The sequence below is a fragment of the Oscillibacter valericigenes genome (assembly GCF_021531915.1).
Lineage (GTDB): Bacteria > Bacillota > Clostridia > Oscillospirales > Oscillospiraceae > Oscillibacter > Oscillibacter valericigenes_A.
Map to the genome: position 1 here is coordinate 15,208 of NZ_JAFBIV010000010.1, position 26,561 is coordinate 41,768.

At 61.1% G+C, this 26,561-nt stretch carries 21 protein-coding genes; 16 read left to right on the plus strand and 5 right to left on the minus strand.

Annotated elements, in window-relative coordinates; translation table 11 throughout:
- Nucleotides 1-88 precede the first annotated feature (88 nt).
- The 4 genes from JQM66_RS08105 to JQM66_RS08120 all read left to right on the plus strand — a co-directional run bounded on the left by JQM66_RS08105 (nucleotide 89) and on the right by JQM66_RS08120 (nucleotide 5,676).
- Nucleotides 89-958, plus strand: coding sequence for a GDSL-type esterase/lipase family protein (locus JQM66_RS08105; RefSeq protein ID WP_235229377.1), 870 nt, complete (start codon nucleotides 89-91; stop codon nucleotides 956-958).
- Nucleotides 959-1,605: 647 nt separating this feature from the next.
- Nucleotides 1,606-2,043, plus strand: a complete 438-nt coding sequence (locus JQM66_RS08110; protein ID WP_235229378.1) for a MarR family winged helix-turn-helix transcriptional regulator — start codon at nucleotides 1,606-1,608, stop codon at nucleotides 2,041-2,043.
- On the plus strand, nucleotides 2,040-3,776 hold the full coding sequence (locus tag JQM66_RS08115; RefSeq protein WP_235229379.1) for an ABC transporter ATP-binding protein: 1,737 nt from the start codon (nucleotides 2,040-2,042) through the stop codon (nucleotides 3,774-3,776). The genes JQM66_RS08110 and JQM66_RS08115 overlap by 4 nt, the downstream gene beginning before the upstream one ends.
- Nucleotides 3,777-3,780: 4 nt before the next feature.
- Nucleotides 3,781-5,676, plus strand: coding sequence for an ABC transporter ATP-binding protein (locus JQM66_RS08120; RefSeq protein WP_407946012.1), 1,896 nt, complete (start codon nucleotides 3,781-3,783; stop codon nucleotides 5,674-5,676).
- Between the two features lie 42 nt (nucleotides 5,677-5,718).
- Here JQM66_RS08120 and JQM66_RS08125 read toward each other — a convergent pair whose 3' ends face one another.
- Entirely contained in the window at nucleotides 5,719-6,957 is a 1,239-nt protein-coding gene (locus JQM66_RS08125; RefSeq protein ID WP_235229380.1) for a helix-turn-helix domain-containing protein, read from the minus strand.
- Between the two features lie 205 nt (nucleotides 6,958-7,162).
- Here JQM66_RS08125 and JQM66_RS08130 point away from each other — a divergent pair, with 205 nt between their 5' ends.
- On the plus strand, nucleotides 7,163-8,506 hold the full coding sequence (locus JQM66_RS08130) for an MATE family efflux transporter (RefSeq protein ID WP_235229381.1): 1,344 nt from the start codon (nucleotides 7,163-7,165) through the stop codon (nucleotides 8,504-8,506).
- Nucleotides 8,507-8,556: 50 nt separating this feature from the next.
- Here JQM66_RS08130 and JQM66_RS08135 read toward each other — a convergent pair whose 3' ends face one another.
- Together JQM66_RS08135 and ftsH are read right to left on the minus strand one after the other, a co-directional pair.
- A complete protein-coding gene (locus JQM66_RS08135) occupies nucleotides 8,557-9,078 on the minus strand; it encodes a GNAT family N-acetyltransferase (RefSeq protein WP_235229382.1) in 522 nt (173 codons plus the stop codon).
- Nucleotides 9,079-9,137: 59 nt separating this feature from the next.
- Entirely contained in the window at nucleotides 9,138-11,324 is a 2,187-nt protein-coding gene (ftsH, locus tag JQM66_RS08140) for an ATP-dependent zinc metalloprotease FtsH (protein ID WP_235229383.1), read from the minus strand.
- Between the two features lie 184 nt (nucleotides 11,325-11,508).
- Here ftsH and rlmB point away from each other — a divergent pair, with 184 nt between their 5' ends.
- The 5 genes from rlmB (at nucleotide 11,509) to JQM66_RS08165 (ending at nucleotide 18,515) form a co-directional block, all read left to right on the plus strand.
- Nucleotides 11,509-12,276, plus strand: a complete 768-nt coding sequence (gene rlmB / locus JQM66_RS08145) for a 23S rRNA (guanosine(2251)-2'-O)-methyltransferase RlmB (protein ID WP_235229384.1) — start codon at nucleotides 11,509-11,511, stop codon at nucleotides 12,274-12,276.
- A 37-nt stretch (nucleotides 12,277-12,313) separates the two neighbouring features.
- Nucleotides 12,314-14,392: a hypothetical protein gene (locus JQM66_RS08150; RefSeq protein ID WP_235229385.1), complete on the plus strand. Its 2,079-nt coding sequence runs from the start codon at nucleotides 12,314-12,316 to the stop codon at nucleotides 14,390-14,392.
- 269 nt (nucleotides 14,393-14,661) lie between these two features.
- Nucleotides 14,662-16,737: an elongation factor G gene (locus JQM66_RS08155; protein WP_235229386.1), complete on the plus strand. Its 2,076-nt coding sequence runs from the start codon at nucleotides 14,662-14,664 to the stop codon at nucleotides 16,735-16,737.
- A gap of 185 nt (nucleotides 16,738-16,922) precedes the next feature.
- Nucleotides 16,923-17,486 carry an NADH peroxidase gene (locus JQM66_RS08160; RefSeq protein ID WP_235229387.1) on the plus strand — a complete coding sequence of 188 codons (564 nt, stop codon included), beginning with the start codon at nucleotides 16,923-16,925 and terminating at the stop codon, nucleotides 17,484-17,486.
- A gap of 483 nt (nucleotides 17,487-17,969) precedes the next feature.
- A complete protein-coding gene (locus JQM66_RS08165; protein WP_235229388.1) occupies nucleotides 17,970-18,515 on the plus strand; it encodes a hypothetical protein in 546 nt (181 codons plus the stop codon).
- A 49-nt stretch (nucleotides 18,516-18,564) separates the two neighbouring features.
- Here JQM66_RS08165 and JQM66_RS08170 read toward each other — a convergent pair whose 3' ends face one another.
- The gene (locus JQM66_RS08170; protein ID WP_235229389.1) at nucleotides 18,565-19,182 is read right to left on the minus strand and encodes an NUDIX hydrolase; all 618 of its coding nucleotides are present in this window, start codon (nucleotides 19,180-19,182) and stop codon (nucleotides 18,565-18,567) included.
- Complete coding sequence (locus JQM66_RS08175) at nucleotides 19,179-20,066, minus strand: diacylglycerol/lipid kinase family protein (RefSeq protein ID WP_235229390.1); 888 nt, start codon at nucleotides 20,064-20,066, stop codon at nucleotides 19,179-19,181. Before JQM66_RS08175 ends, JQM66_RS08170 begins: the two co-directional genes overlap by 4 nt.
- A 152-nt stretch (nucleotides 20,067-20,218) precedes the next feature.
- Here JQM66_RS08175 and JQM66_RS08180 point away from each other — a divergent pair, with 152 nt between their 5' ends.
- From JQM66_RS08180 to JQM66_RS08205, 6 genes are all read left to right on the plus strand, one after another.
- On the plus strand, nucleotides 20,219-21,481 hold the full coding sequence (locus tag JQM66_RS08180; RefSeq protein ID WP_235229391.1) for an AI-2E family transporter: 1,263 nt from the start codon (nucleotides 20,219-20,221) through the stop codon (nucleotides 21,479-21,481).
- A gap of 193 nt (nucleotides 21,482-21,674) precedes the next feature.
- A complete protein-coding gene (locus JQM66_RS08185; RefSeq protein WP_235229392.1) occupies nucleotides 21,675-23,222 on the plus strand; it encodes an ABC transporter substrate-binding protein in 1,548 nt (515 codons plus the stop codon).
- A gap of 51 nt (nucleotides 23,223-23,273) precedes the next feature.
- Nucleotides 23,274-24,224 carry an ABC transporter permease gene (locus tag JQM66_RS08190; RefSeq protein ID WP_235229393.1) on the plus strand — a complete coding sequence of 317 codons (951 nt, stop codon included), beginning with the start codon at nucleotides 23,274-23,276 and terminating at the stop codon, nucleotides 24,222-24,224.
- Nucleotides 24,221-25,036, plus strand: coding sequence for an ABC transporter permease (locus JQM66_RS08195; protein WP_235229394.1), 816 nt, complete (start codon nucleotides 24,221-24,223; stop codon nucleotides 25,034-25,036). Before JQM66_RS08190 ends, JQM66_RS08195 begins: the two co-directional genes overlap by 4 nt.
- Nucleotides 25,036-25,827 (plus strand): ABC transporter ATP-binding protein, encoded by a 792-nt coding sequence (locus tag JQM66_RS08200; protein ID WP_235229395.1) that lies wholly within the window; start codon nucleotides 25,036-25,038, stop codon nucleotides 25,825-25,827. Before JQM66_RS08195 ends, JQM66_RS08200 begins: the two co-directional genes overlap by 1 nt.
- Complete coding sequence (locus JQM66_RS08205) at nucleotides 25,824-26,558, plus strand: ABC transporter ATP-binding protein (protein WP_235229396.1); 735 nt, start codon at nucleotides 25,824-25,826, stop codon at nucleotides 26,556-26,558. Before JQM66_RS08200 ends, JQM66_RS08205 begins: the two co-directional genes overlap by 4 nt.
- The last annotated feature ends 3 nt before the right edge of the window (nucleotides 26,559-26,561 follow it).

Here is a 26,561-nt window from a genome sequence, read left to right on the forward strand (position 1 = left end):
ATTCTCATAATTTGCTTCGACTTTTTTGCCCTGTTTTCGTCTATAATAATAGACAGGAAAAACCGGGCAGAGAAATGGGGCAACGATGTTGGGAAAGAGAGAAAAAAGAGAGGGCCGTCTGCGGCTTCCGGCCATTCTGGTGTTGACGGTGATGGTGGCGCTGGTGGTGGCCTCGGGGGGGCATCAGACCGTGGCGGCGGATTCCCCGGTGGAGGCTCCCGTGGAGCGCCGGATCCAGCTGAAGGAGGCCGCCGAAGCGGTGCGATCCGTGCTGGCGGAGGAGGTCCGTGACCCGAAGCCGGAAGTGCCGGAAACTCCGGCAGGTCCGGTGCCGGAGGGCGGCCCGGTGGAGGATACATATTTTGAGAACATCGCCTTCTTGGGGGATTCCCGGACGCAGGGCTTCCAGCTTTACAGCGGCTTGAAGGCCGGGACCTATTACACCGCCGTGGGGGCGACGGTGGAGTCTGTGTTCACCAAAAAGGTGGAGACAGAAGCAGGGAAGATGCCCCTGCTGGACGCCATGGCGAAGCAGGACTTTGATAAGATCTATGTGATGCTGGGCGTCAACGAGCTGGGCTGGAACGGCACGGAGATTTACCATAATCAGTACGCCAAGCTCATCGACCGCCTTCGCCAAGACCATCCGGACAGTGAGATCGTTTTGCAGACGCTGATCCCGGTCAGTGCAAAGCAGGAGGCCAAAAAGAGCTATGTGAACAATACCCGCATCGCCGCCTATAACGAGGTCATCCGTCAGCTGGCGGAGGAGAAGCAGTGCCCCTATATCGATGTGGCCCCGGCCATGACCGATGAAAAGGGCTGCCTGCGGGCCGACTGGACCTCCGATGGCGTCCACCTGAACACCAAGGGCTGCAAGGCATGGCTGGACTACCTGCGGACCCATCCTGTTGGAGAGGTCCCGGAGAGCGAGCCTGCCGCTCAAGCGGAAAGTTGAATCAAAAAAGGAGCTGCTCCACGCAGCTCCTTTTTTGGCGTCATTCACCGCCTGCCATCCGGAAAGCACAGAAAAACAGGAACCGGGACAGCCCTTGCGGACTGTCCCGGTTCCTGCCAGTATGTCGAAAAATCTCTGTTTGAAGAGAAACCGTTCGGTTTCGCAGGGGGAGTACGAGGGGGCGGGAGCCCCTTCGTGTTGAATCGAATGTCTGCAAAAAGCCTGCTGTGGCAGGCGTTTGCGCCGCATAGCGGCAGCTTTTCGGGCCGCAGTGCGGTCAGAAAAGCGAGACATTAGGAAGGCTGTCGGAAAAGTCAGCGGACTTTCCGACAACCTGACAGGAACCGGGACAGCCCTTGCGGACTGTCCCGGTTCCTGTTTGATATAGAGAAAGGAGAGGGAAAATGGTGTGTGTCAATCAAGCGTTCCTGTTTGATGGCCTTATCATACAGGGGCGGAAAAAGAATGTCAACGGCCCGGAAGCAACCTTCACAATTTGTTTACAAGAATGGAAAATATATGGGTTTTCGTTCACAAATCGTTCAAAATATATCGTGATTTTGCACATTGACGGTCATGCGCTGATATGGTATTATTTAGCCTGCTAATATTTAGTACACTAAATAATTTGGAAGAGGGAGGAGCGTATGGAGTATCCGAAAGCGCTGGGCCCCATGCTGGGCTGCTGCGCCCATCTGGCCCGGGAACGGATGGACGCCCGCATGTCCCGGTTTGGCATGACCCCGGCCCAGACCCATGTACTGCTGCATCTGCACCAGAGCGGCGGACAGCTGCCCCAGCGGGAGCTGCTGGACAGTCTGAAGGTGAAGCCCTCCACCGTCAACGGCATTCTGGACCGGATGGAGGAAAAGGGACTGGTGGAGCGCACCGTCAGCGGCACCGATGCCCGCCAGCGGCTGGTGGCCCTGACTCCCGCCGGACAGGAGCGGGAGAAACAGGTGAAGCAGACCTTTCTGGAGGCGGAAGCGCTGATCGCCCGGGGCCTGACGGCGGAAGAGACGGACACGCTCCGCAGTCTGCTGGAGCGGGTGATACACAATCTGGAGGAGGACCGAACCGTATGATCAAAAAACTGTGGCCTCACGCCAGACCCTATGAGGCCTGGATCGCCGCAGGCATCGCCTGCAGCGCCGGTGAGGCGATTTTTGAACTGCTGATCCCGCTGGTGATGAGCGATATCGTGAATATCGGCATCCCCGCCGCGGACCAGTCCTATATCCTTTGGCACGGCTTGAAAATGGTGCTGATGGCCCTGGTGTCCCTGGCCCTGGGGGCGGGGGCGGCGGTGTGCTCCTCTGTGGCCGGCCAGGGCTTCGGCGCAAACCTGCGCCGGGCGGAATACGAGCACATCCAAGAATACGCTTTCTCCAACATCGAGAAGTTTTCCACCGCGTCTCTCGTGACCCGCCTGACCAGCGACGCCAACAACATGCAGATGTCCCTGATGATGAGCATGCGCCTGCTGGTGCGGGCTCCGGTGATGCTGGTGGCGGCGCTGGTGCTGTCCATCCGCATCAGCCTGCGGCTCAGCAGCGTGTTCCTGGTGGCATTGCCCCTGCTGGCAGTGGTGGTGGCCACCATCCTGATCCGGACCGGCCCCGTCTTCCGTTCCCTGCAGGAGCGGACCGACGCGCTGAATCTGGTGGTGCAGGAGAATCTGGCCGGTATCCGGGTGGTGAAGTCCTTCGTCCGCGCGGACTATGAACAGGAGAAGTTCACCAAACGGAACCGGAACCTGAAGGAGACCTCCGAAAAGGCATTCGGCATGGTGGTCATCAACATGCCCATCATGATGCTGATCGTCAACGCCACGCTGATCGCCGTGATCTGGTTCGGCGGCGGACTGGTAAACCGTGGGGAACTGCTGACCGGAGATCTGATGGCCTATTTCACCTATATCATGCAGATCATGATGTCCCTGATGATGGTCTCCATGGTGTTTATGATGCTGACCCGCTCCGTGGCCTGTGCCCGCCGCATCGTGGAGGTGCTGGAGGAGCGGCCTGCCATGACCGACGAGGCGGCGAAGGAAGACGCCGTGGTCCGGGACGGCAGCATCGACTTTGACCATGTGTATTTCAAGTATCATGAAAACAGTCCGGAGTGGGTCCTGCGGGACGTGGACCTGCACATCAAGTCCGGTCAGACCGTGGGCATCCTGGGCGGAACCGGCAGCGCCAAGACCACCCTGGTATCCCTGATCCCCCGGCTGTATGAAGCCCAGGAGGGCACCGTCCGGGTGGGCGGACGCCCGGTGAAGGACTACACCATGGTCCACCTGCGGGACGCCGTCAGCATGGTGCTGCAAAAGAACACTCTGTTCTCCGGCACCATCCGGGAAAATCTACTGTGGGGCGCCCCTGACGCCACCGAGGAGCAGCTGTGGGCGGCCTGCAGGGCCGCCTGCGCCGATGAATTCCTGGAGCGGATGCCGGACGGCCTGGACACGGACCTGGGCCAGGGCGGCGTCAACGTCTCCGGCGGCCAGAAGCAGCGGCTGTGCATTGCCCGGGCCATTCTGAAGCAGCCCAAAGTGCTGATCCTGGACGACTCCACCAGCGCGGTGGACACGGCCACGGACGCGAAGATCCGGACTGCCTTCGCAAACGAGCTGAAGGATACCACCAAGATCATCATTGCCCAGCGGGTGACCTCCGTCATGGAGGCGGATCAGATCTTGGTAATGGACGACGGCCGTCTGGTTGCCCACGGCACCCATGAGGAATTGATGAAGACCTGCGACATCTACCGGGATGTCTACCAGGCCCAGCAGGAAGGAGTGAGCATCGGTGGCTGAGAAAATGACGAGACCCGGCCGTGGTCCCGGCGGTCCCCACGGCCCCGGCGGCCCTCACGGACACGGCTTCCAGAAGCCCAAGGACCTGCGGGGGACCCTGGGCAAGCTGATGCGCTATCTGGCGGGCTACAAGGGCTGGCTGATGCTGGTACTGGTGCTGCTGGTGATCAGCTCCGCCTGCACCGTGGGCGGCTCCTATCTGCTGAAACCCCTCATCAACGACTATATCCTCCCCGGCGACTTCCCGGGCCTGGCCCGGATGCTGGTGGTGATGGCGCTGATCTATGTGACCGGCGCGGCCTGCACCTTCGGCTATGCCCGCATTATGGTGCGGGTAGCCCAGACCACGGTGGCGAAGATCCGGGAGGACCTGTTTGAGAAAATGCAGGCCCTGCCCCTGAAATACTTCGACACCCACACCCATGGCGAGCTCATGAGCCGCTATACCAATGACATTGAGACGGTGTCCGAAGCCCTGAACAACAGCTTCGGCAGCCTGATCTCCTGCACCCTGAACTTTACCGGCACGATCGTGATGATGCTGGTGCTGAGTCCCATCCTGACCCTGGTGACCTTCGCCATGCTGTTCGTGATGCTGCAGGTGGTCAAGGTCATCGGCGGCCGCAGCCGCCGGTATTTCGCCGCCCAGCAGAAGGCGGTGGGCGCGGTGAACGGCTATATCGAGGAGATGATCGAGGGTCAGAAGGTCATCAAGGTCTTCAACCACGAGACCGCGGCCAAGGAGGGCTTCAACCAGCTCAACGAGGCCTACCGCCAGGCCGGCACCCGGGCCCAGATCTTCGGCGGCATCATGATGCCCGTCATGGGCAACCTGTCCTATGTGAACTACGCCCTGACCTGCTGTGTGGGCGCCATCTTCGCCATCCAGACGGGGGCCTTTGGCCTGGGCGACCTGGCGGCCTTCCTGCAGTACTCCCGGCAGGTGAGCCAGCCCATCACCCAGATCTCCCAGCAGGTGAACACCATCCTCTCCGCCGTGGCCGGCGCCGAGCGCATCTTCGAGGTCATGGAGACGGAGCCGGAGGTGGACGAGGGCAAGGTCCAGCTGGTGCGGGCCACGGAGCAGCAGGACGGCACCGTGACCGAGGCAGACTTCCACACCGGCGTCTGGGCCTGGAAGAAGCCGGACGGGGAGCTGGTGCCCCTGCGGGGCGACGTGCGGTTCGATCATGTGGTGTTCGGCTACGACGAGCGGAAGGTGGTGCTGAACGACATCTCCCTGTTCGCCAAGCCGGGACAGAAGATCGCCTTCGTGGGCTCCACCGGCGCCGGCAAGACCACCATCACCAGCCTCATCAACCGATTCTACGAGATCCAGTCCGGCACCATCACCTATGACGGCATCGACGTGCGGGAGATCGAAAAGGACTCCCTGCGCCGCTCTCTGGGCGTGGTGCTGCAGGATACCCACCTGTTCACCGGCACCGTGGCGGACAACATCCGCTACGGCCGCCTGGACGCCACCGACGAGGAGGTGGAGGCCGCCGCCAGACTGGCGGGGGCCGACAGCTTCATCCGCCACCTGCCCGACGGCTATCAGACGGTCCTTTCCGGTGACGGCGGCAACCTGAGCCAGGGCGAGCGGCAGCTGCTGAACATCGCCCGGGCATCCTGCGCCAACCCGCCGGTGCTGATCCTGGACGAGGCCACCTCCTCCATCGACACCCGGACGGAGAAGATCATCGAAAAGGGCATGGACCGGCTCATGGCGGGCCGTACCGTGTTCGTCATCGCCCACCGGCTCTCCACGGTCCGCAACGCCAAGGCCATTATGGTCCTGGAGCAGGGCCAGATCATCGAGCGGGGCGACCACGATGACCTCATTGACCAGCATGGAAGATACTATCAGCTGTATACAGGCCAGATGGAACTGGACTAACGCAAAGCGCCCGGACGCAGGTCCGGGCGCTTCCTTTTGCGCTCAAAATTCCCAGTGGGATGGGTCGGTATCCAAATCAACTTCATCCGGCCAGGTGAGCTCTTCACCGGTCTCATCCAGAACATAAGACATGCCGGGACAGACGGTGGTGCGCCCGTATTGGTCCGTGAGGATGGCGGCAAAGCAGAGGACGTCTCCTTTTGCCAGGGGGAGCTGCAGGTCTGGAAGGGCGTAGAAGTCATAGCGGTCAAACCCCTGAAAACTGTCCGGCTGGTCGCAGGGCTCCGCCCAGGAGACCAGGGTCTGGTTTTTGAACAGACCTACCCGTATCGTTGAGATGGCCGGAGTATCGCCTTTCTGCGCCGGGTCGATCAGCACATAGCGAACGGAGGAGTCCTCTGGAACGGGGATGGCAAAGAGACCGGGGTCTGCCAGCTTGGAGTACATCAGGTTATCTATGGAAATATCCACGCGGGGCAGAGAATCGGTATAGAGGTACTCATAGGTGTCCAGCAGCTGGGTCTGGAGCGTGCCGTCGGGGTAGAGAAAAGAGACAGAGAGGGCGATGCTGTCCGTCAGCTCGCAGGCCAATGTAGCGGAGAAGCGCTGGTTGAAGCCCTCCTCGCCCATGCTGCTCTGGATGCCCCCGGTGCCGTTATCGGCGGAGAACTTCACTGTCATGCCCTCTATGTAGGTCTTGGGTACAGCGTAGACGTTGAATACCACCTGATTTTTCTGGAGATTGGTGTGGACGATTTCCGTACCATATTCCGCCGTCAGGTTATTCTGCGCCTTCAAAATCTCCTCCACCCGGTTGGAGATGCTGCCGATCTGGCTGTTGACGGAATAGGTGACATTGTTGACGGAATTCTGCAGGTTGTCGTACTGCTGGTCCATTTGGTCCAGACGCTGGAACAGGTTCCATCCCACAAGGAGCAGCGCCATGGCTGCCAGCACCCAGGGCCATCGCCGCCGGGGCTTCGGCCTGGGCAGGGCGGCGATGTAGCGGTCCACGATCTCCTCCACCATCTTCAGCTGCGCCTCCGTCAGCTCGCCGGAGGGGGCGGTCTCCGGGGCGGCGTCCTCCTCCACCCCCAGCAGCCACCCCACCGATACGCCGAAGAGCCTGGATAAAGCAATGAGCTTTTCCACCTCCGGCAGGGCGGAGTCCGATTCCCATTTATAGATGGACTGGCGGGATACTCCCAGCCGGTCTCCCAGGGCCTCCTGGGACAGGCCCAGTTCCTTTCGTTTCTGCGCGATGCGCTGGCCGATGCTCATAGACAGGTTCCTTTCTGTGGATGTTGGGACCAGTATAGCGGAAAACGGCCCCGATTTCCACCAACCGGGGCCGTTCTTTTTGTCAACCGACGGTTAGCAGTGAGAAAAATACAGGGAATTTGGGGGAAATCACGGTTGAGAAGACCGATTGCCTATGCTACACTGGGGAGCGAAAACGAAAGAGACGCAAAGGAGCGTGAGAGGAATGAAGACGGCGCAGCAGGACCTGACCACAGGCCCGCTGGGAAAACAGATCCTGGTGTTCAGCATCCCGCTGATCCTCTCCAACCTTTTGCAGGTCCTGTTTAATATGGCGGACGTGGCGGTGGTAGGCCGCTTCGCGGGCCCCGTGGCCTTGGGCGCGGTGGGCTCCACCACCATTCTGGTGTCCCTGTTCACCGGATTCCTTATCGGTCTCTCCGGCGGCGTCAGCGTGCTGGTGGCCCATCATTTCGGCGCCGGGGACCGGAAGAGCCTGTCGGACACGGTCCACTCCGCCGCTCTGGTGTCCGCGGCAGTAGGCATCCTGCTGCTGGCGGCGGGCTGCGGTTTTGCGCAGATGATCCTGGAGATGCTGCACACCAAGCCGGAGCTCATCGGCGGCGCGGTGCGGTACTTCCGCATTTACTGCCTGGGCATGCCGGCTCTTGCCATGTACAATTTTGGCAACGCCGTGTTTTCCGCCGTGGGCAATACCCGGCGGCCCCTGTGCTATCTCTCCGTCGCGGGCGTGGTCAATGTGGCGCTGAACCTGCTGTTCGTCATCGTCTGCCGGCTGGATGTGGCGGGCGTGGCCATCGCCAGTGTCATCTCCCAGTATCTCTCCGCCGTCCTGGTGCTGGCGGCCCTGTTCCGCAGCCGGGAGGCCTACGGCCTGCGTCTGGGAGACCTGGGGTTCCACAGAACGCGTACGAAGGCGATTCTGGCCATCGGCATTCCCTCTGGCATGCAGAACGGCATCTTCGCCCTGGCGAACCTCTTCATTCAGATGGGCGTCAACACCTTCAGCGCCACCATGGTGGCGGGCAACTCCGCCGCCACCAATGCGGACGCCCTGGTCTATGACGTGATGGCGGCCTTCTATACCGCCTGCGGCAGCTTCATCGGCCAGAATTACGGCGCCGGGAAAAAGGACCGCATCCGCCGGAGTTTTTCCATCAGCATGGGCTATTCCTTCGGCGCCGGACTGGTCCTGGGCCTGCTGCTCCTGGCGTTGGGCCGCCAGTTTCTGGGCCTGTTCACCACGGACCCGGCGGTCATTGAGGCGGGCATGCACCGCCTGACCATCATGAGCCTGTCCTACTGCGTGTCGGCCTTCATGGACTGCACTATCGCGGCCTCCCGGGGACTGGGCAAGAGCGCGGTGCCTATGGTCATCGTGATCCTGGGCTCCTGCGTGTTCCGTATCCTCTGGGTCTACACCGTCTTCGCCTGGTTCCGGACCATCGCCTCCCTGTACCTGCTGTATGTGTTCTCCTGGACCATCACGGCGGCGGCGGAGATCGCCTACTTCGTCCGCATCTACCGAAGGGCCACAAGGGACATGTGATATCCGCACGAAAAGCGCCCCATGGAATTTTCCATGGGGCGCTGGTATGTTCACAGTGCTTTTTCGTAGCAGTTCAAAATTTCCCGGATAAAGCCCTGGAAGAAGAACTCCGCAGCTCCGGCGTACCGGTAGCCCAGGGCGGGATACATCCGGTTGGCGGGGAGATTCCCCTCCCAGGTGTCCAGCCGCATGACGGTTTTGCCCTGGCGGCGGGATTCCTCCTCGCAGAAGGCCACCATCTGTTTGGCCCGGCCCTGTCCGGAGGCGGCGGGGTGGATGCAGAGGGTGTGAATGACAGCCACCCGGTCCCTTTCAGCGGGGATAGTCCAGGGGATGACGTCGTACTCCGGCAGCTGGATACCGTTCAGGTTCACCACGCCCCAGAGAAAGCCGTTTTCCTCGCCTACATACAGGGTCCCGGCCTCCAGGGCCTGCCGGGCGGTGTCCGCGGTGGGGTATTTGCCCCGCTGCCAGTTGGTGTACACGGGACCGGCTTCCTCCCGGTCCAGAATGGCGTCGTAGATGGCGGTGATGGCCGGAATGTCGGCGGCGGTGGCGGGACGGATATTCATAGCGGTTTCTCCTTGTAAAAACCAGGCGCGCCTTGTCCGGGCGCGCCTGGTTTGATTGATTACTTGGGCTCTTCTGCGGATTCGTCAGCCGGTTTTTCGGGCGTTTCCCCGGCGGGCTTTTCCGAATCTTCCGCGGGCGCCTCCGGGGCTTCGATCTTCTGGGAGATCATGTGGACCTTTTTGGCGGGAGCCTCAATGACCGCGGGCTGGGAGGGGCGGAAGCCCTTTTCCTCCCGGGCACGGGTGGAGGCGTAGGCGTCCTCCACCAGCTCGGGGTCCCGGCCTTCGATGATGGCCACCATCTCGGCGCCGGTGATGGTCTCCTTCTCCAGCAGGTAGGCCACCACCTTGTCCATGTCCTCCCGGTTTTCCTTCAAAATATCCACCGCGGACTGGTAGCACTTGTCCAGGATCTCCTTCACCGCCTGGTCCATCCGGGCGGCGGTGTCCTGGGCGCAGTCCATGCCGTAGCCGCCGTCCAGGTACTGATTTCTCCGGGAGGCCAGGGCCATCATGCCGAACTCGTCGCTCATGCCGAACATGGCCACCATGTTCCGGGCCACCTGCGTGGCGTCCTGGATATCCTGGGATGCGCCGTTGGTCATGGTGTTCATCACCACTTCCTCGGCGGCGCGGCCGCCCATGGAGACGGTGATCTTCGCCATCAGTTCATCCCGGGTCCGCAGTTCCGTTTTGTCCTCCTCGGGCATCAGCAGGGTGTAGCCCAAGGCGCCCTGGGTGTGGGGGACAATGGTGATCTTCTGGACGGGCTCGCTGTTCTTCTGCTTGTAGGCCACCATGGCGTGACCCACCTCGTGGTAAGCCACCAGCTTCTTCTCAAACTCGGTGAGGACGCTGCCCTTTTTCTCCGTGCCGGCGATGACCAGCTCGAAGGCGGCCAGCAGGTCTTCCTGGGTCACCAGCTTGCGGCCCTTGCGGACGGCCCGCAGGGCGGCCTCGTTGACCAGGTTGGCCAGGTCCGCGCCCACGCAGCCGGCGGTGGCGAGGGCCACCTTCTTAAGGTTCACGTCCTCCGCCAGCTTGATGTTACGGGTGTGGACCTGGAGGGTCGCAAGTCTGCCCGCCAGGTTGGGCCGGTCGATGATGATGCGGCGGTCAAACCGGCCGGGCCGCAGCAGGGCCTGGTCCAGGACCTCGGGCCGGTTGGTGGCGGCCAGCAGGATGATGCCCTTGGTTGGGTCGAAGCCATCCATCTCCGCCAGCAGCTGGTTCAATGTCTGCTCCCGCTCGTCGTTGCCGCCCATACGGTTGTCACGGGATTTGCCGATGGTGTCGATCTCATCAATGAACACGATGCAGGGGGCAACTTTGGAGGCTTCCTTAAACAGGTCGCGGACACGGGAAGCGCCCACGCCCACGAACATCTCCACGAAGTCGGAGCCGGAGATGGAGAAGAAGGGCACGTTGGCCTCGCCGGCCACGGCCTTGGCCAGCAGGGTCTTGCCGGTGCCCGGAGGGCCGACCAGCAATGCGCCCTTGGGCAGCTTGGCGCCGATCTCAGTGTATTTGCCGGGATTGTGCAGGAAGTCGATGATCTCCGTCAGGGATTCCTTGGCCTCGTCCTGGCCCGCCACGTCGGCAAAGGTGACGCCGGTGGATTTTTCCATATACACCTTGGCGTTGGCCTTGCCCACGCCGCCGATACCGCCGATGCCGCCCATGCCGCCCTTCTTGGCGGCGATGTTCATGATCAGCAGCATGACCGCCATGATGATGAAGAAGGGGGCCATGTTGATCAGGAGCATCATCATGATGCCCATGGGGGCCTTGTAGTCCTCGTTGATGTCATAGACGCCGTGCTCATTCAGGAAGGTCACGATGGCGTCGTTGGACTGGACCTTCACTGTGAAGAGCTGCAGGGAGACGGGGGCGCTGCCCATTTTATCAGAGGTGTAGACAGGATTGCCCTTTTCGTCGGTACCCTTGGTGTACACGGTGCCATCCTGTGCGGTATGGGTATAGCCGTCCACTGGGGTGACAATGAGGATATCCTCCTCGTTGTCGAAGTCCACGGACTGCACGTCCCCGGCAATGACCATCTGCTGGAAGTCACCATATTCCAGCTCCACGGAGGAGGCCCGGCGCCCGGCGCTGTTCATGTAGTTGGTGGCATAGCTGACGATGATGGTCAGCAGCAGCGCCCAGCTGATCAGGGACAGCAGACCCCGCCAGTTGCTGTTTTTCCCGCCGTCTGGGCGGGAATTCTTTTTGTTGTTTTGATTCATATATGGAAAACTCCTTTCAAAGAGGCAAAAAACTGAAACATAATATACCATAAACCCGGGGAGGGGGCAAGGCGCGGGGGTGCTTTTTTCATGAAGTTTCTGTAAATTCATGCTTTATTGTATCCCGCTGGTATGGTATACTAACTTCTGAATGTAACAATATTCTGTATGAGAGGGAAAAAGTATGGACGAACAGAAGAAAAACGCGCTGACCGCCGAGGCTGACGGCGTCATCGAGGGCCGCAACGCCGTCATCGAGGCCCTGCGGGCGGGGGAGACCATTGATAAAATTTATATCCTGAAGGGCGAGACGGACAAGACCCTGGGGCATATTGCCTCCAAAGCCCGGGCCGCCGGCATCGTGGTGGTGGACGCCGACCGGCGGAAGCTGGACAACATGAGCCGCACCCATGCCCATCAGGGCGTCATCGCCCTGGCGGCGGTGCGGGAGTACGTCACCGTGGAGAGCATTCTGGAGGGCGCCGCCGCCAGGGGGGAGAAGCCCCTGCTGGTGATCTGTGACGAAATTTCAGACCCCCATAACCTGGGCGCCATCATCCGTACCGCCGAGTGCGCCGGGGCCCACGGCGTGGTGATCCCCAAGCGCCGCAGCGCGGGCCTGACCGCCGTGGTGGCAAAGACCTCCGCCGGCGCGGTGGCCCACATGCCCGTGGCCCGGGTGCCCAATATCCCGGCCCTGCTGAAGGATCTGAAGAAGCAGGGCGTGTGGGTCTTCGGTACGGCGGCCGACGGCACCACCAGCCTGTACGACGCCGACCTGAAGGGCCCCGCCGCCATCGTCATCGGCAGCGAGGGCGACGGCATGACCCGCCTGGCCGCTGAAAACTGTGACTTCCTGGTCAGTATCCCCATGCGGGGGCGGCTGAATTCCCTGAACGCCTCCGCCGCCGCGGCCATTCTGCTGTACGAGGCGGTCCGCCAGCGGGGATGAGGCACTGACCGGATACCAAGCCAAAGAGGAGCTGCGCATGTCTGAACATCAGGAAACAACCAAATATGACGCGCCGCTGACGGACGTTCCACCTCTGGCGGAGGACTTCTCCCTGGAGGAGATCCTGGCGGAATACGGCGGCAGTCGGGAGCAGAGGATCATGGAGGACGTGGAGCAGGCGGTCCGGGAGACGGAGCCGGCCCCGGCTCCGGAGGAGCCTCCCGCCCCGCCGCCCCGGCGGACCGCGCCCAAAAAGCCGGAGTCAGAGCCGGGACCGCAGGAGCCGCCCCCCGCTCCAAAGCCCCAGCCGGAGCCCATTCCTGAATCCCCCCGGCCCATCTCCCTGGAAGAGGTGGTGGGCAGCACCGTGGACGCGGTGATGGAGGAGAAGGCGGAGCCGCTGTTAAAGCCCCGCCGGGGCCTGTTCTCCCGGCGGAAGCTGGAGGAGACGGAGGAGCTGTACGACAGCCCCGCCCCGGAACCGGAGCCGGAGATCGAGCCCATCGGTCCGGAGCTGGAGCCCTGCGAGGCGGCGGAGGACTACCGGCGGGAGTACCGGAGCCGCAAGGGCGGATTGCTGCCCGCCCTGCTGACGGCTCTGATCCCCGTGGTGCTCATGGCGGTGGAGCAGTACGGTTTGACCATCCCCATGTGGACCGGGGATTTCCGGTTCCAGAGCATCATTTTGATGGCCTGCCTGGCCGTTACGGCGCTGCTGTGCCGCCAGATGATCGTCAAGGGGGTCACCATGCTGCGGCGCAAGCGCTGCGTCAGCGAGCTGCTGATCTCCATCTCTGCCCTGGCGGCCCTGGGGGACTGCGGGGCCTGCCTGCTGCTGCCGGACCGCAGCCCGGTGCCGCCCTACGGCGCCGCGGCCTGTCTGGCCCTGGTGTTTGCCCAGTGGGGCATCAGCCGGGAGAGCCGGGGGATGTACGACACCTTCCGCACGGCGTCCCTGGACGATGAGCCCCCCTATCTGGTGACGGACACGGACCAGGGCGCCTGCAAGCAGCGGGGGTCTGTTCCAGGCTTTTACACCACGGCCATGCGGGAGGACGTGTCGGTCCTGTGGCAGACGGCCCTGCTGCCGGTGGTGCTGGTGGCCTCCTTTGTCTTCGCGGGTCTCAGCTCCCTGGGCCAGGGGCGGGGGAGCGACTTCCTGCTGAACTGGTCCGCCATCCTGGCGGCGGGCGCCACCTTCGCCCTGCCCCTGTGCTGGGGACTGCCCTTCTCCGGGCTGGCCCGCCACCTGCAGAAGGCGGGCTGCGCTGTGGCCGGCTGGTCCGGCGCGGAGAAGATCAGCCGCCGCAAGACCATGATCGTCACGGACGCGGACCTGTTCCCGCCGGGGACTATCCAGCTCAACGGCATCAAGATCTACGGCGAGGAGCGCCGGAAGGTCATGGCCTACGCCGCCACCATGGCCCGCTGCGCGGGCTGCGGCCTGGAGCGGCTGTTTGACGGCCTGCTGCGGAGCGAGCTGGGCTTTTATGAGAAGGCCGACGATTTCAGCTTCTACGAGGAGGGCGGCTGGTCCGCCAGCATCCACGGGGAGTCCGTGCTGCTGGGAACCACCTCCTTCATGCGGAAGATGGATGTGCGCATCCCGGGGGACATCAAGCTGAAGACCGGCGTCTTTCTGGCGGTGGACCGCCATCTGACGGCTGTGTTCGCGGTGAAGTACAACCCGGCGGAAAACGTGGACTTCGCCCTGCGGCTGATGCGCCGCAGTCATATCACCCCCATTCTGGCCTCCCGGGACCCCAACATCACCCCGGCCCTTCTGAAGCGGAAGTTCCACAAGAGCGTGCGGGTGGAGTACCCGGATCTGACCAGCCGGGTGGCTCTCAGCGAGGCGGAGAACGACCGGGACCTGCCCCGGGCCCTGCTGTTCCGGGAGGGCCTGCTGCCCTACGCGGAGATCGTGGTGGGCAGCCGCAGGCTGTGCGGCGCGGTGCGGAAGTCGGCGGTGTTCGGCCTACTGGGCAGCATCGTGGGGACCCTGCTGGTGTTTTATATGGTGTTCCAGGGAGCCTACGGCCTGCTGACGCCTCTGCTGCTGGAGGTGTTTTTGCTGCTGTGGACCCTGCCGGTGCTGATCCTTTCCAAAAATTAGAAATCAGAAATGAGAAATCGGAAATCGGGAGACTGAGGTGTGCGAAACCATTCCTCGTTCCTGATTTCCGATTTTTATTTTTGCGTACTTGTTAAAAATTTCAGGACTTTTTTCTACCTCCTGCCCAAAATGTAGAACCTGCCAAAATTTGTGTTGTATTGCCCCCGGAAATGTTGTATACTTTCTACATTAGGACTTTTGACACCCGTCAATTCCCTATCGCGGCCCTGTGCCGTGTCGACAGCACAACATAAGGAGTGGAATGAACAATGAGCTATTCAGTACAGAACATCCGCAACGTCTGCCTGCTGGGCCACAGCGGCAGCGGTAAGACCGCCCTGACGGAGAGCCTGCTTTATATGACCGGCGCCATCGACCGCATGGGCCGTGTGGCGGACGGCAACACCGTCTGCGATTATGATCCCGAGGAGACCAAGCGCCAGATCTCTCTGAGCACCGCCGTCGCTCCTCTGGAGTTCACGGGCTGCCGCATCAACGTGCTGGATACCCCGGGCGCTTTTGATTTCTCCGGCGAGGTCATGGAGGCTCTGCGTGCCGCGGACGCCGCCATCATCGTCTGCTCTGCCAAGGACGGCATTTCCGTTGGCCTGGAGAAGGCCTGGAAATACTGCGAGGAGCGGAACATGCCCCGCTTTATCTATATCTCCAAGACCGACGAGGATAACTCTGACTACAACGCCACCTTCGAGGCCCTGCGTGTCAAGTACGGCAACAAGATCGCTCCCCTGGTGGTCCCCATCTGGAACGAGGACAAGAAGGTCACCGGCATCATCGATGTGCTGAACAAGCGCGCCTATGAGATGCAGAACCTGAAGCGGGTGGAGATCGAGGTCCCCGACGACAAGATGGACGTCATCACCGAGTTCAACGACGCCCTGAAGGAGTCCGTGGCCGAGACCAGCGAGGAGTTCATGGACAAGTTCTTCGGCGGTGAGGACTTCACCTACGCCGAGATGATCCAGGGCCTGCGCCAGGGCGTCCGGGATCTGAGCATGTTCCCCGTGCTGTGCGGCTCTGCCGTCAACTGCATGGGTAGCCTGATGCTGATGGACTACATCGTTGACCTGCTGCCCAACCCCATGGAGGGCAACTATCACAAGGCCACCCGCGCTGACGGCGAGACCGAGGAATTCGTGGTCTCTCCCGGCGGCGTGCCCACCGCTTTCGTGTTCAAGACCGTCTCCGACCAGTACGGCAAGTACTCCTTCGTGAAGGTCCTCTCCGGCTCCATCACCCCCGATCTGGCCATGGTCAACGCCCGCACCGGCAGCACCGAAAAGCTGGGCCGCCTGTACACCATGCGCGGCAAGAAGACCACCGAGGTCAAGGAGCTGGGCTGCGGCGACATCGGCGTCATCGCCAAGATGGACAAGGTCAAGACCGGCGATACCCTGTGCGACCCCCGTAAGGTGGTGGCCCTGAAGAACATCCCCTTCGCCGAGCCCTGCTACTCCGTGGCCATCGTGCCCAAGACCCGGGGCCAGGAGGACAAGATCGCCCAGGGCCTGGCCCGCCTGAACGAGGAGGACCCCTCCTTCTCCGTGGTCAACAACGCCGAGACCCACCAGATGGTCCTCTCCGGCGCCGGAGACATGCAGGTGGACGTGCTGGTCAGCAAGCTGAAGAGCCGCTTCAACGTGGAGGCCGAGCTGAAGCCCACCCGCGTTGCCTACCGTGAGAAGATCCGCAAGACCGTTCAGAAGCAGGGCCGCCATAAGAAGCAGACCGGCGGCAGCGGCCAGTTCGGTGACGTGTGGATCCGCTTCGAGCCCCAGATGGAGCAGGACGACATGATCTTCGCTGAGGAAGTCTTCGGCGGCTCCGTGCCCAAGAACTTCTTCCCCGCCGTGGAAAAGGGCCTGCGTGAGGCCTGTGTCCATGGTCCTCTGGCCGGCTATCCCGTGGTGAACCTGAAGGCCGTCCTGTACGATGGCTCCTATCACCCCGTGGACTCCTCCGAAATCGCCTTCAAGACCGCCGCTCAGCTGGCTTACAAGGCCGCTCTGCCCGAGGCCAACCCCGTGCTGCTGGAGCCCGTGGGCGAGCTGAAGGTCACCGTGCCCGACAACTACATGGGCGATGTCATCGGTGACCTGAACAAGCGCCGGGGCCGCGTCATGGGCATGGACCCCACCGGTACCGGCGATCAGGTCATTACTGCCGAGGTCCCCATGGGCGAGATGGGCACCTATGCCATCGACCTGCGCGCCATGACCCAGTCCCGCGGCAGCTTTACCTTCCACTTTGTCCGCTATGAGGATTGTCCTCCCGCGGCCCAGGAGAAGGCCATCGCCGAGGCGAAGGCTCTGGCTGAGAAGGAATAAGCTAATCGAATGTCAGGCCGGGGAGCTTCTGGCTCCCCGGCCCTTTTTAAAATAAATTTCTGGTATTGTTGCATAAGCAACTGGCGTATATCAGAATATCCTGATATACTCATACCATCCCGAAGGGGTAAACAATAAATCAATCAAGATCATGATACATGATAAAAAACGAGGAGGAAATCATTATGAAAAAGTGGGTTTGCCAGGTTTGCGGTTATGTTTGGGAAGGCGAGACTGCCCCCGAGAAGTGCCCCCAGTGCGGTGTTCCCGCCTCTAAGTTCACCGAGCAGAAGGGCGAGATGAGCTGGGCTGCTGAGCATGTCCTGGGCGTGGGTAAGTCCTTCGGCGCTGACGTGCCCGAGGAGGTCCAGAAGGAGATCATCGACGGTCTGAACGCCAACTTCATGGGCGAGTGCACCGAAGTCGGCATGTATCTGGCCATGGCCCGCGTTGCCCATCGTGAGGGCTATCCCGAGATCGGTGAGTATTGGCGCCGCGCCGCTCTGGAAGAGGCTGAGCACGCTGCCAAGTTCGCCGAGCTGCTGGGCGATGTTCTGACCGATTCCACCAAGAAGAACCTGGAGATGCGCGTCGAGGCCGAGAACGGCGCCACCGCCGGCAAGTTCGAGCTGGCCAAGCTGGCCAAGAAGTACAACCTGGACGCCATCCACGACACCGTGCACGAGATGGCCCGCGACGAGGCCCGTCACGGCAAGGCTTTCGCCGGCCTGCTGAAGCGTTACTTCTAATCGACTGAAATCCCTGATACAGCAAGGATTTATCCAAGAGGAGATCACGAAAGTGGTCTCCTCTTTTTTTGTGCCCTCCGCCGGGTGGGGTGGAAGTTTCTGTGGAAGTCTATCTCTGTTTTTCTTCTGAAAATGCCAGATGTGGAAGTCAGCAATGTGGATGTCTGTATTATAAACTTTTAAGTGTTCAGGAAACCAGATGTTTGAACTAAATTATACATCTTCGCACATCTTTTATCGCCTTTGAAGGACAACGAACAAGTGTGGAACGACTTTGAACTTAAACCACGCATCTTCCGAGAGAAATAAAGAAAAAGAATATGAATTATCTTTATGGGGTATCCAGAAATATTGGATACCCCTTTTGCTATAATAAAGCCAGAAAGTGAGAGATGAAACAAAGCAAATCTCACCGAAAAAAATTAAAGGGTCTGGCTCCCGAATAACAGCCACCGTTCCAAAAGGAACAAGAAAGGAAACATTATGAAGAAGAACACTGTCAGCGCCGTCCGTTTCACCATCAACTTCATCGAGAATCAGATCATCGGCACCAAAGCCAGTTTTGACAAGGCAAGCAAGGGCTTCGGCCCCATCTACGAGGAATTGGCCGAGAAGGTTGCCAAGCATCCCGACTTCACTCTGATCGTTAAGGAGCAGAAGAAGCACACCACCAAGGCCAAGAAGACCTACAACGGTATGGACTTCGCCTTTATGAAGGCTTACATCTCCACCCGGAAAAACGCCGAGCAGATTATGAAGGAGTATGAGGCTGTTAAGAAGATGGCTGAGGATGAAGGCATCAGCGTTTATCCCTTCGTGAAAAAGTGGTTCCTGGGTGAGTTTGACCCCGACAAGCAGGGCTTTGATATGGAGAAGGCCAAGAAGGAAATCAGCGATTATCGTATGGATAAGGCTGTTATCAGTGCCAGTCCTTCTTCCAGCATTGTCTTTATTACCTGCTCTTTAAATTCCGGCGTATATCGTTTATTTGGTACTCCTTTTGGCATAGCAAAACACCCCACTTGTTAGATAGTATATCATACTGTCTAACAAATGGGGTGCAGTTCAACCGAGGCGGTCATGTTTTTTCAATATTCAGAATGTCTTTCACGATCCTTGCGGTCATGCCCCAGACGGCATGGCCCTGCCAGTACCACACCGGCACCTCCGTGCGCCCCTTTGCCCAGGGGTAGTCCCGTGTAATACCCACGGCTTCATAGGGGAAGTCCTCCGGTACCCGGGGCAGCAGGTCATAGGCCCAGGCCTGGGGCGGATTTTCCCGGAAAAAGGCCAGGGGAACGGTAAAGACCTCCGCCACCTCCGCAGGAGAGGGCCGCAGGGCCTCTATGCCGGCGGGGGATACCACGCCCAGAACGGGCCGCAGCAGAAAGCCCCGCTGATTGCAGATGAAATCTGACGCGCCGAATACGTCGACTTCACCGCGGGGGATGGACAGCTCCTCCTCCGTCTCCCGCAGGGCACATTGAACAGGCGTTTCCCCTGGCTCCATGCGGCCGCCGGGAAAGCAGACCTCGCCGCCCTGCCGCAGGCCCGCCGCCCGCACCTCGAACAGCAGGTGGGGGCCGTCCTCCCGCTCCACAAAGGGGCAGAGGACGGCGTATTCCTTCCGGGCGCCCATCAGTCCCGGCTCATGGCCCCCATAGCGGCGGCGCAGGGCCTCCAGCGCCCCGCTCACAGCAGCATGGTCAGCGACCGCTGACGGTTCTCAATGTCTACCACGGGAGTGCTGGCGGCGTACTCGCCGTCCAGGGACCAGGGCAGGTCCTGCTCCGTCTCCAGATGGATGGAGGACACGTGGCGGAACACCAGACCCTCCCGGTCATAGTGCTGGTCCAGTAGGGCCAGCACCAGGTTCTGGAGGTCCTGAGCCGTTTTGGGGTTGGGGATCAGCAGCATCTCGAACTGGCCGTCGTCCAGCACCACACGCTCCGGGTCCAGCTTCATGAGGCCGCCGATGGAGGTGGAGTTGCACACGGCGCCGAACAGGTACTCGCCGTCCAGCACCTCGCCGTCGGCGGTGAGCTTGACCTGATAAGGCCGCAGGGTGTTCAGATCCTTCATGCCCTCCAGGATATAGGCGAAGTGGCCCAGGGCGTTCTTGGCGGCCTGGGGCGCGGCGTAGGAACTGCGGGTAAAGGCCCCGAAGGAGGCCACATAGACAAAGTGGCGGTCATTCCACCGGCCGATGTCCAGCTGACGGGGAGCGGCCTGGGCAATGGCGGCGGCGGCCACGGCGGGTTTGTTGGAGATGTGCAGGCTGGAGGCAAAATCGTTGGTGCTGCCCTGGGCCAGATACCCCAGCATGGGGGGATGCTCCAGCCGCAGCACGCCGGAGACCACCTCGTTCAACGTGCCGTCGCCGCCCACGGCCACGATCACGTCGTACTGCTCGCCCTCCCGGGCTGCCGTCTCGGCGGCGTCGCCGGCGCAGGCGGTGGTGTGGATGGAAATGAGATAGCCGGCCTGGGAGAGGATGGCCGCCGCGTCAAACAGCGGTCCCCGGGACTTGCTGCGGCCGGCGGATGGATTGACGATCATCAGCAGTTTTTTCTGCGTCATAAAATTGCCTCCTGGAAAACGAAAAACAGATGCTTACAGGGAAGAAATCGCCGTTTCGGGCGTGTAAAAAACAGTATATCACGGGAAAATGGTGATTGCAATTCCTCTGGGAGCCGTGTAGAATAAAATTAAATCACTATGGGGGAACGGACATGATCTGGAAGAACCGCTATGTGAAATGGGGGCTGACGGCGTTTTGCACCGTGGGCGCCATTTTGCTGTTTTACGATACGCTCTTCGGCAGCCATGCCCTGATGGCCTTTGCCCGGAAGCTTCTGAAAGCGGCACAGCCGGTGCTGTACGGAGCTTTTATGGCCTATCTGCTGGCCCCGGTGGTGAACTTCTTCGAGCTGCGCCCCTTTGCCCAGGTGTCCCGGAAGCCCCTGCCCAGAGAGCCGGAGCGGCAGCGTATCTCCAAGGGTGTCCGGGCTGTCAGCATCCTGCTGACCTGGGCGTTGATCCTGGTGATGGTCTACGTGCTGTTCTCCATCCTGATCCCGGAGCTGTACAAGAGCCTGCTGCAGCTGGTGTCCAACATCGAGACCTATTACAACACCATCAGCGGCTGGGTCCAGCATCTGCTGGAGACCAACCCGATGCTGGAGCGGTGGGCCACCCTGCAGATGGAAAACTACTTCAAACTTCTGGAGGACTGGGTGAAAAACGACCTGCTGCCCCAGGCCACCACTCTGATGGGGGTGGTCTCCGGCGGCGTGTTCAGCGGGGTGTACAGCCTGGTGCGTTTTTTCGGAGACCTGCTGGTGGGCATCATCGTGTCGGTCTATTTCCTGGCCACCAAGGAAACCTGCGCCGCCCACGCCCGCAAGGTGGTGTACAGCCTGTTCTCTGAAAAGCATGTTTACTGGGTCCTGCGGGGCAGTGCCCGGGTGGATGATATCTTCTCCGGCTTCGTCCGGGGCAAGCTGCTGGATTCCCTGATCATCGGCATCCTGTGCTTCTTCGGCTGCACCCTGCTGAAAATGCCCTATACGCCCCTGATCTCCGTAATCGTGGGCGTCACCAATATCATTCCCTTCTTCGGTCCCTTTCTGGGAGCCATCCCCAGCACCTTCCTGATCCTGCTGGTGTCCCCCATGAAGGCCGTGTACTTCGTGATCTTCGCGCTGGCTCTCCAGCAGCTGGACGGCAATGTCATCGGCCCCAAGATCCTGGGCAATCAGACCGGCCTGTCCAGCCTGTGGGTCATCATCGCCATCCTGGTGGGCGGCAGCTTCTTCGGCCTGGCTGGCATGTTCTTCGGCGTGCCGGTGTGCGCCTGTCTGTACAGCCTGGCGGACTTCCTGGTGGAGTCCCGGCTGAAGGAGAAGGACCTGCCCATGGACACGGCGGCCTACGGCCCGGACGGCCCAAAACCGGAGCCCAGGGTGGAAAACGGCCCGAAATCAGAGGAATAAACCGGAAAAAACTCTTGCAATCCCGGTATATATCCTGTACAATACTGCCTTGCGGGATGCTCGTTATAAAAATAACGACATACCGCAAGGCTTTCTATTTGACAATTGAATAGAGCCGAAGATTCTGATTGGATGGCCGGAAGCCATCCCACATTGACCCCGAATGGGGCAGTGATGAAAGGAGAAACAAATCATGAAGAAACGACTCACCGCATTCCTTCTGCTGGCAGCTCTCCTGTGTGCCGCACTCACCGGCTGCGGAGGCGGAAGCACAGAGCAGACGCCCGCTGAGAAGGAACCCAGTACCCCTGACGCCCCCGTGGCCAATGAGATCACCGTGGGCATCGCACAGGACCTTGACGACAGTCTTGACCCTCACAAAACCGTGAAGGCAGGAACCAGAGAAGTCATGTTCAACGTATTCGAGGGGCTTGTGAAGCCCACTCCCGACGGAGATTTGACCCCTGCTGTTGCTGAAAACTACACGGTTTCCGAAGACCGCCTGACTTACACCTTCACCCTGCGGGAAGGCGTGAAGTTCCATAACGGCGACACGGTGACAGCAGAGGATGTGGTATATTCCATCAACCGCTGCGCCGCCGCCACTGAGACGGGTATCGTCCAGGTGGAGGCGTTTTCTGTTATCCAGAATATCGCGGCCGCGGATGAGCGCACCGTGACCATCACCATCGCCGAGCCCAGCAACGAATTCCTGTCCTATCTGACGGTTGCCGTTTTGCCCTCTGATTACGACAAGCAGGACACCGCCCCCATCGGCACCGGCCCCTTCAAGTTTGTCTCCCGGGCCGCCCAGGATTCCATGGTGCTGGAGAAGTTTGACGAGTACTGGGGCACCCCCGCCAACCTGGACAAGGTGACCCTGAAGATCATCGAGAACGCCGACAGCCTGATGATGAGTCTCCAGAGCGGCGCCATCGACCTGTGTTCTCACCTGACCAGCACCCAGGTTGCCCAGCTGGGCGACGATTTCAACGTGGCCGAGGGCACCATGAACCTGGTCCAGGCCATGTACCTGAACAACGCCGAGAAGCCCTTTGACGACGTGCGGGTCCGCCAGGCCCTGTGCTATGCCGTGGACAAGCAGGCCATCATCGACATCGCCTTCGACGGCTACGGCAGCCCCATCGGTTCCAGCATGTACCCCGCCTTCGGCAAGTATTTTGACGACAGCCTGACCAACTACTACACCAAGGATGTGGACAAGGCCAAGGCCCTGCTGGCGGACGCCGGTTATCCCAATGGCTTCGAAATGACCATCACTGTTCCCAGCAACTACAAGCCCCACATGGATACCGCCGAGGTGCTGGTGCAGCAGCTGGCGGAGATCGGCGTCAAGGCAACTATTCAGCCCATCGAGTGGGAGAGCTGGGTGTCCGATGTGTACGTGGGCCGGCAGTTCCAGTCCACCGTGGTGGGCGTGGACGCCTCCACCATGACCGCCCGGGCCCTGCTGGAGCGGTTTACCTCCACCTACGGCAAGAACTTCATCAACTACAACAGCGCGGACTACGATGCCCTGTTCCAGCAGGTGCTCTCCAGCAGCGACGACGCGGAGCAGACCTCCCTGTACAAGCAGATGGAGCAGAACCTCACCGAAAACGCTGCCAATGTCTACATCCAGGACCTGGCGGATCTGGTGGCAGTGCGGAAGGGCCTGGAGGGTGTGACCTTCTACCCCATCTATGTGCTGGACCTGGCCACCATCCGTTACGCAAAATAAAATGAGCGGCGGCACCTTGTATGCCGCTGACCCGAAAGGAGACGATGACCCATGAAGTACGCGGCCAAGCGCATCGCCATGCTGCTGCTGACCATGGTCATCGTCTCCCTTTTGGCGTTTGTGGCCTTTGACCTGATCTCCGGCGACCCCGCCACCGCCATGCTGGGCACCGAAGCCACCCCGGAGAAGGTGGCCGCCCTGCGGGAGCAGCTGGGCCTGGACCGGCCCCTGCTGGTCCGGTACGGGGAGTGGCTCCTGGGCTTCTTTACCGGAAACCTGGGTGTGTCCTACAGCTACCGCCAGCCGGTGTGGGACCTGATTGCCCCCAAGGTGCTGGTGACCCTGTGTCTCAGCGGATTGACTTTTGTGCTGATCGTGGTGGTGTCCATTCCCCTGGGACTCCGGTCCGCCCGGTCCTCCGGCGGTGTCCTGGATGGGGCCCGCACCATGGTGAACCAGCTGTGTATGGCGGTGCCGCCCTTCTTTACCGGTATTCTGCTGAGCTGGCTGTTCAGCACCTTGCTGAAGTGGTTCGTCCACGGAAAGTTCCCCTCTCTGACGGAGGACTTCGGCGGCGCCGTGAAGTACCTGTTCTTCGCCGCCCTGGCCCTGGCCATTCCCCGCATCGCCATGACCGTGCGGATGCTGCGCAGCACCGTCCAGGGAGAGATGCAGAAGGACTATGTCCGCACTGCCATCTCCCGGGGCAATGACCGGGGCGGCGTGCTGTACCGCCATGTGCTGAAAAACGCCCTGGTGCCGGTGGTGACCTTCCTGGCCCAGACCATGGCCGAGATCGTGGCCAGCAGCATCGTGGTGGAGCAGGTCTTCGCCATCCCCGGTCTGGGCCGGATGCTGGTGACCTCCATTTCCAACCGGGACTATCCCACGGTGCAGGCCATCGTGGTGATTTTGGCCTTCTGGGTGGTGCTGGCGGGCACCGTGGCGGACCTGATCAACCAGCGGATCGACCCCCGCCTGCGGCTGGGAGGTGCGGCATGAAGAAAGCAAAGCTGAATGGCTATCTGAAAGCCGGCCTGATTCTGACGGCCATCCTGACGGTCCTGATCATCCTGGGCTTCTTCTGGACGCCCTACGACCCCGAGGCCATGATGACCGGTCCCAAGCTCCAGGGACCCACCTGGCAGCATCTGATGGGCACCGACAAGTTTGGCCGGGACATCTTCAGCCGGGTCCTCCGGGGTGCCGGCAGCACCTTTACCATCGCGGCCTCCGTGGTGGCCATCGGCGCCGTCTGCGGCACCGCCGTGGGCGCCCTCACCGGCTATTTCGGCGGCATGGTGGACGAGACCCTCATGCGGCTCAATGACGCCCTGACCGCCTTCCCCAGCATCCTGCTGGCCCTGGTGATCATCTCCATCCTGGGTCCCGGTAAAAAGTATAACGTGATCGTGGCTCTGGGACTGGTGTTTATCCCCAGCTTTGCCCGGGTCACCCGCACCGCCTTCGCCGCTCTGCGGGATGTGAACTATGTGAAAAGCGTCCGCCTCATGGGCGCTTCCAACGGGCGCATTCTGCTGGTCCATATCCTGCCCAACACCATGTCGGTGCTGCTGCCCGCCATTACCATCGGCTTCAACAACGCCGTCCTGGCGGAGGCATCCATGAGCTTCCTGGGCATCGGCGTCACGCCTCCGGATGCCTCACTGGGCTACATGCTCTCCGAGGCCCAGGGCATGTTCGTGGCCGCTCCCTGGTACGCCCTGGGCACCGGTATCACCATCGTGCTGCTGGTGTTCGGCGTGGGTCTGATCGGCGAGGGTCTGCAGCGCCGGAACGGGGAGGTGGCCTGATGCTTGAGATCAGAGACCTGCATGTGAAATTCCACACCCGGGACCGGGAGGCCGTGGCCGGGGTCAGTCTCACCATCCACGACGGTGAGATTCTGGGCCTGGTGGGCGAATCCGGCTCCGGAAAGTCCGTCACCGCCATGAGCGTGGCGGGCCTGCTGCCCCGGAAGCAGTGCGCCTATTCCGGGGAAGTGCTGCTGGACGGCACGGAGCTGCTCCACGCGGACCGCTCCATCCTGCGCAAGGTCCAGGGCAGGGACATCGGCGTGGTATTTCAGGAGCCTATGAGCGCCATGAATCCTTTGATGAAGATCGGCCCCCAGGTGGAGGAGGTCCTCCGCATCCACACGGACATGTCCCGGGAGGAGCGGAAGCGGATGGCCCTGGAGGCCCTGGACGCCGTGGAGCTGCCGGACCCGGCAGCGGTCTATGAAAAGTATCCCCATGAGCTGTCCGGCGGCATGCTGCAGCGTGCCATGATCGCGGCGGCCATCATCGCCCAGCCCAAGCTGCTGCTGCTGGACGAGCCCACCACCGCCCTGGATGTGACCATCCAGGCTCAGATTTTAGAGCTGCTGAAAAAGCTGAACCGGGAGTCCGGCATCTCCATGCTGTTCATCTCCCACAACCTGAACGTGGTGCGGAAGCTCTGTACCCGGGTTGCCGTGATGCAGCGGGGCGTTCTGGTGGAGGAGGGGAACACCGACCAGGTGTTTTACCATCCCCGGCACCCCTACACCCAGCGGCTCATCGCCGCCATTCCCACCCGGAAGCGGAAGGAGGACACCCTATGAACGAGGAACTGGTGCTCTCCGTCTCCCATGTCAGCGGCGGCTACCATGAGGGCGGCCCCTTCCGTAAGGGAACCTATCAGGAGGTCCTCCATGATGTGACCTTCGATGTTCACCACGGCGAGATTCTGGGTCTGGTGGGGGAGTCCGGCACCGGCAAATCCACCCTGTCCCGGGCGATTTTAGGCATTATCAAGCCCGACCAGGGCACCATCACCCATTATACAAAGCGGCCCCAGATGATCTTCCAGGACCCGTACAGCTCCCTGAACCCGGCCTATACGGTGGAATGGATTTTGGAAGAGCCCCTGCGGATCTACGGCAAGTATGATGGCCCAGAGCGCAAGCGCCGGGTCCGGGACATGCTGAAACGGGTGGAACTGCCGGAGGAGGTCCTGGCGGCGAAGCCCTCGGAGTTGTCCGGCGGCCAGCGCCAGCGGGTCAGCATCGCCACCGCCCTGATCCAGCGGCCCCGGTTCCTCATTGCGGACGAGCCGGTCAGCGCCCTGGATGTGACCATCCAGGCCCAGATCCTGAAGCTGCTGCGACAGCTGCGGGACGAGCTGGACCTGAGCTACCTGTTCATTTCCCACGACCTGAACGTGGTCTATCAGCTCTGTGACCGGGTGCTGGTCATGAAGTCCGGCCGCATCGTGGAGCAGGGGACCGTGGAGGACATTTTCGACCATCCCAAAGAGGATTATACCAAACAGCTGCTTGCCGCAGCCGAATAAGTC

Excerpts from the sequence above, each read along its gene's own strand:
- JQM66_RS08110 (WP_235229378.1), top strand. The coding sequence starts at position 1,606 with ATGGAGTATCCGAAAGCGCTGGGCCCCATGCTGGGCTGCTGCGCCCAT.
- JQM66_RS08115 (WP_235229379.1), top strand. The coding sequence starts at position 2,040 with ATGATCAAAAAACTGTGGCCTCACGCCAGACCCTATGAGGCCTGGATC.
- JQM66_RS08120 (WP_407946012.1), top strand. The coding sequence starts at position 3,781 with ATGACGAGACCCGGCCGTGGTCCCGGCGGTCCCCACGGCCCCGGCGGC.
- JQM66_RS08125 (WP_235229380.1), bottom strand. The coding sequence starts at position 6,957 with ATGAGCATCGGCCAGCGCATCGCGCAGAAACGAAAGGAACTGGGCCTG.
- JQM66_RS08130 (WP_235229381.1), top strand. The coding sequence starts at position 7,163 with ATGAAGACGGCGCAGCAGGACCTGACCACAGGCCCGCTGGGAAAACAG.
- JQM66_RS08135 (WP_235229382.1), bottom strand. The coding sequence starts at position 9,078 with ATGAATATCCGTCCCGCCACCGCCGCCGACATTCCGGCCATCACCGCC.
- ftsH (WP_235229383.1), bottom strand. The coding sequence starts at position 11,324 with ATGAATCAAAACAACAAAAAGAATTCCCGCCCAGACGGCGGGAAAAAC.
- rlmB (WP_235229384.1), top strand. The coding sequence starts at position 11,509 with ATGGACGAACAGAAGAAAAACGCGCTGACCGCCGAGGCTGACGGCGTC.
- JQM66_RS08150 (WP_235229385.1), top strand. The coding sequence starts at position 12,314 with ATGTCTGAACATCAGGAAACAACCAAATATGACGCGCCGCTGACGGAC.
- JQM66_RS08155 (WP_235229386.1), top strand. The coding sequence starts at position 14,662 with ATGAGCTATTCAGTACAGAACATCCGCAACGTCTGCCTGCTGGGCCAC.
- JQM66_RS08160 (WP_235229387.1), top strand. The coding sequence starts at position 16,923 with ATGAAAAAGTGGGTTTGCCAGGTTTGCGGTTATGTTTGGGAAGGCGAG.
- JQM66_RS08165 (WP_235229388.1), top strand. The coding sequence starts at position 17,970 with ATGAAGAAGAACACTGTCAGCGCCGTCCGTTTCACCATCAACTTCATC.
- JQM66_RS08175 (WP_235229390.1), bottom strand. The coding sequence starts at position 20,066 with ATGACGCAGAAAAAACTGCTGATGATCGTCAATCCATCCGCCGGCCGC.
- JQM66_RS08180 (WP_235229391.1), top strand. The coding sequence starts at position 20,219 with ATGATCTGGAAGAACCGCTATGTGAAATGGGGGCTGACGGCGTTTTGC.
- JQM66_RS08185 (WP_235229392.1), top strand. The coding sequence starts at position 21,675 with ATGAAGAAACGACTCACCGCATTCCTTCTGCTGGCAGCTCTCCTGTGT.
- JQM66_RS08190 (WP_235229393.1), top strand. The coding sequence starts at position 23,274 with ATGAAGTACGCGGCCAAGCGCATCGCCATGCTGCTGCTGACCATGGTC.
- JQM66_RS08195 (WP_235229394.1), top strand. The coding sequence starts at position 24,221 with ATGAAGAAAGCAAAGCTGAATGGCTATCTGAAAGCCGGCCTGATTCTG.
- JQM66_RS08200 (WP_235229395.1), top strand. The coding sequence starts at position 25,036 with ATGCTTGAGATCAGAGACCTGCATGTGAAATTCCACACCCGGGACCGG.
- JQM66_RS08205 (WP_235229396.1), top strand. The coding sequence starts at position 25,824 with ATGAACGAGGAACTGGTGCTCTCCGTCTCCCATGTCAGCGGCGGCTAC.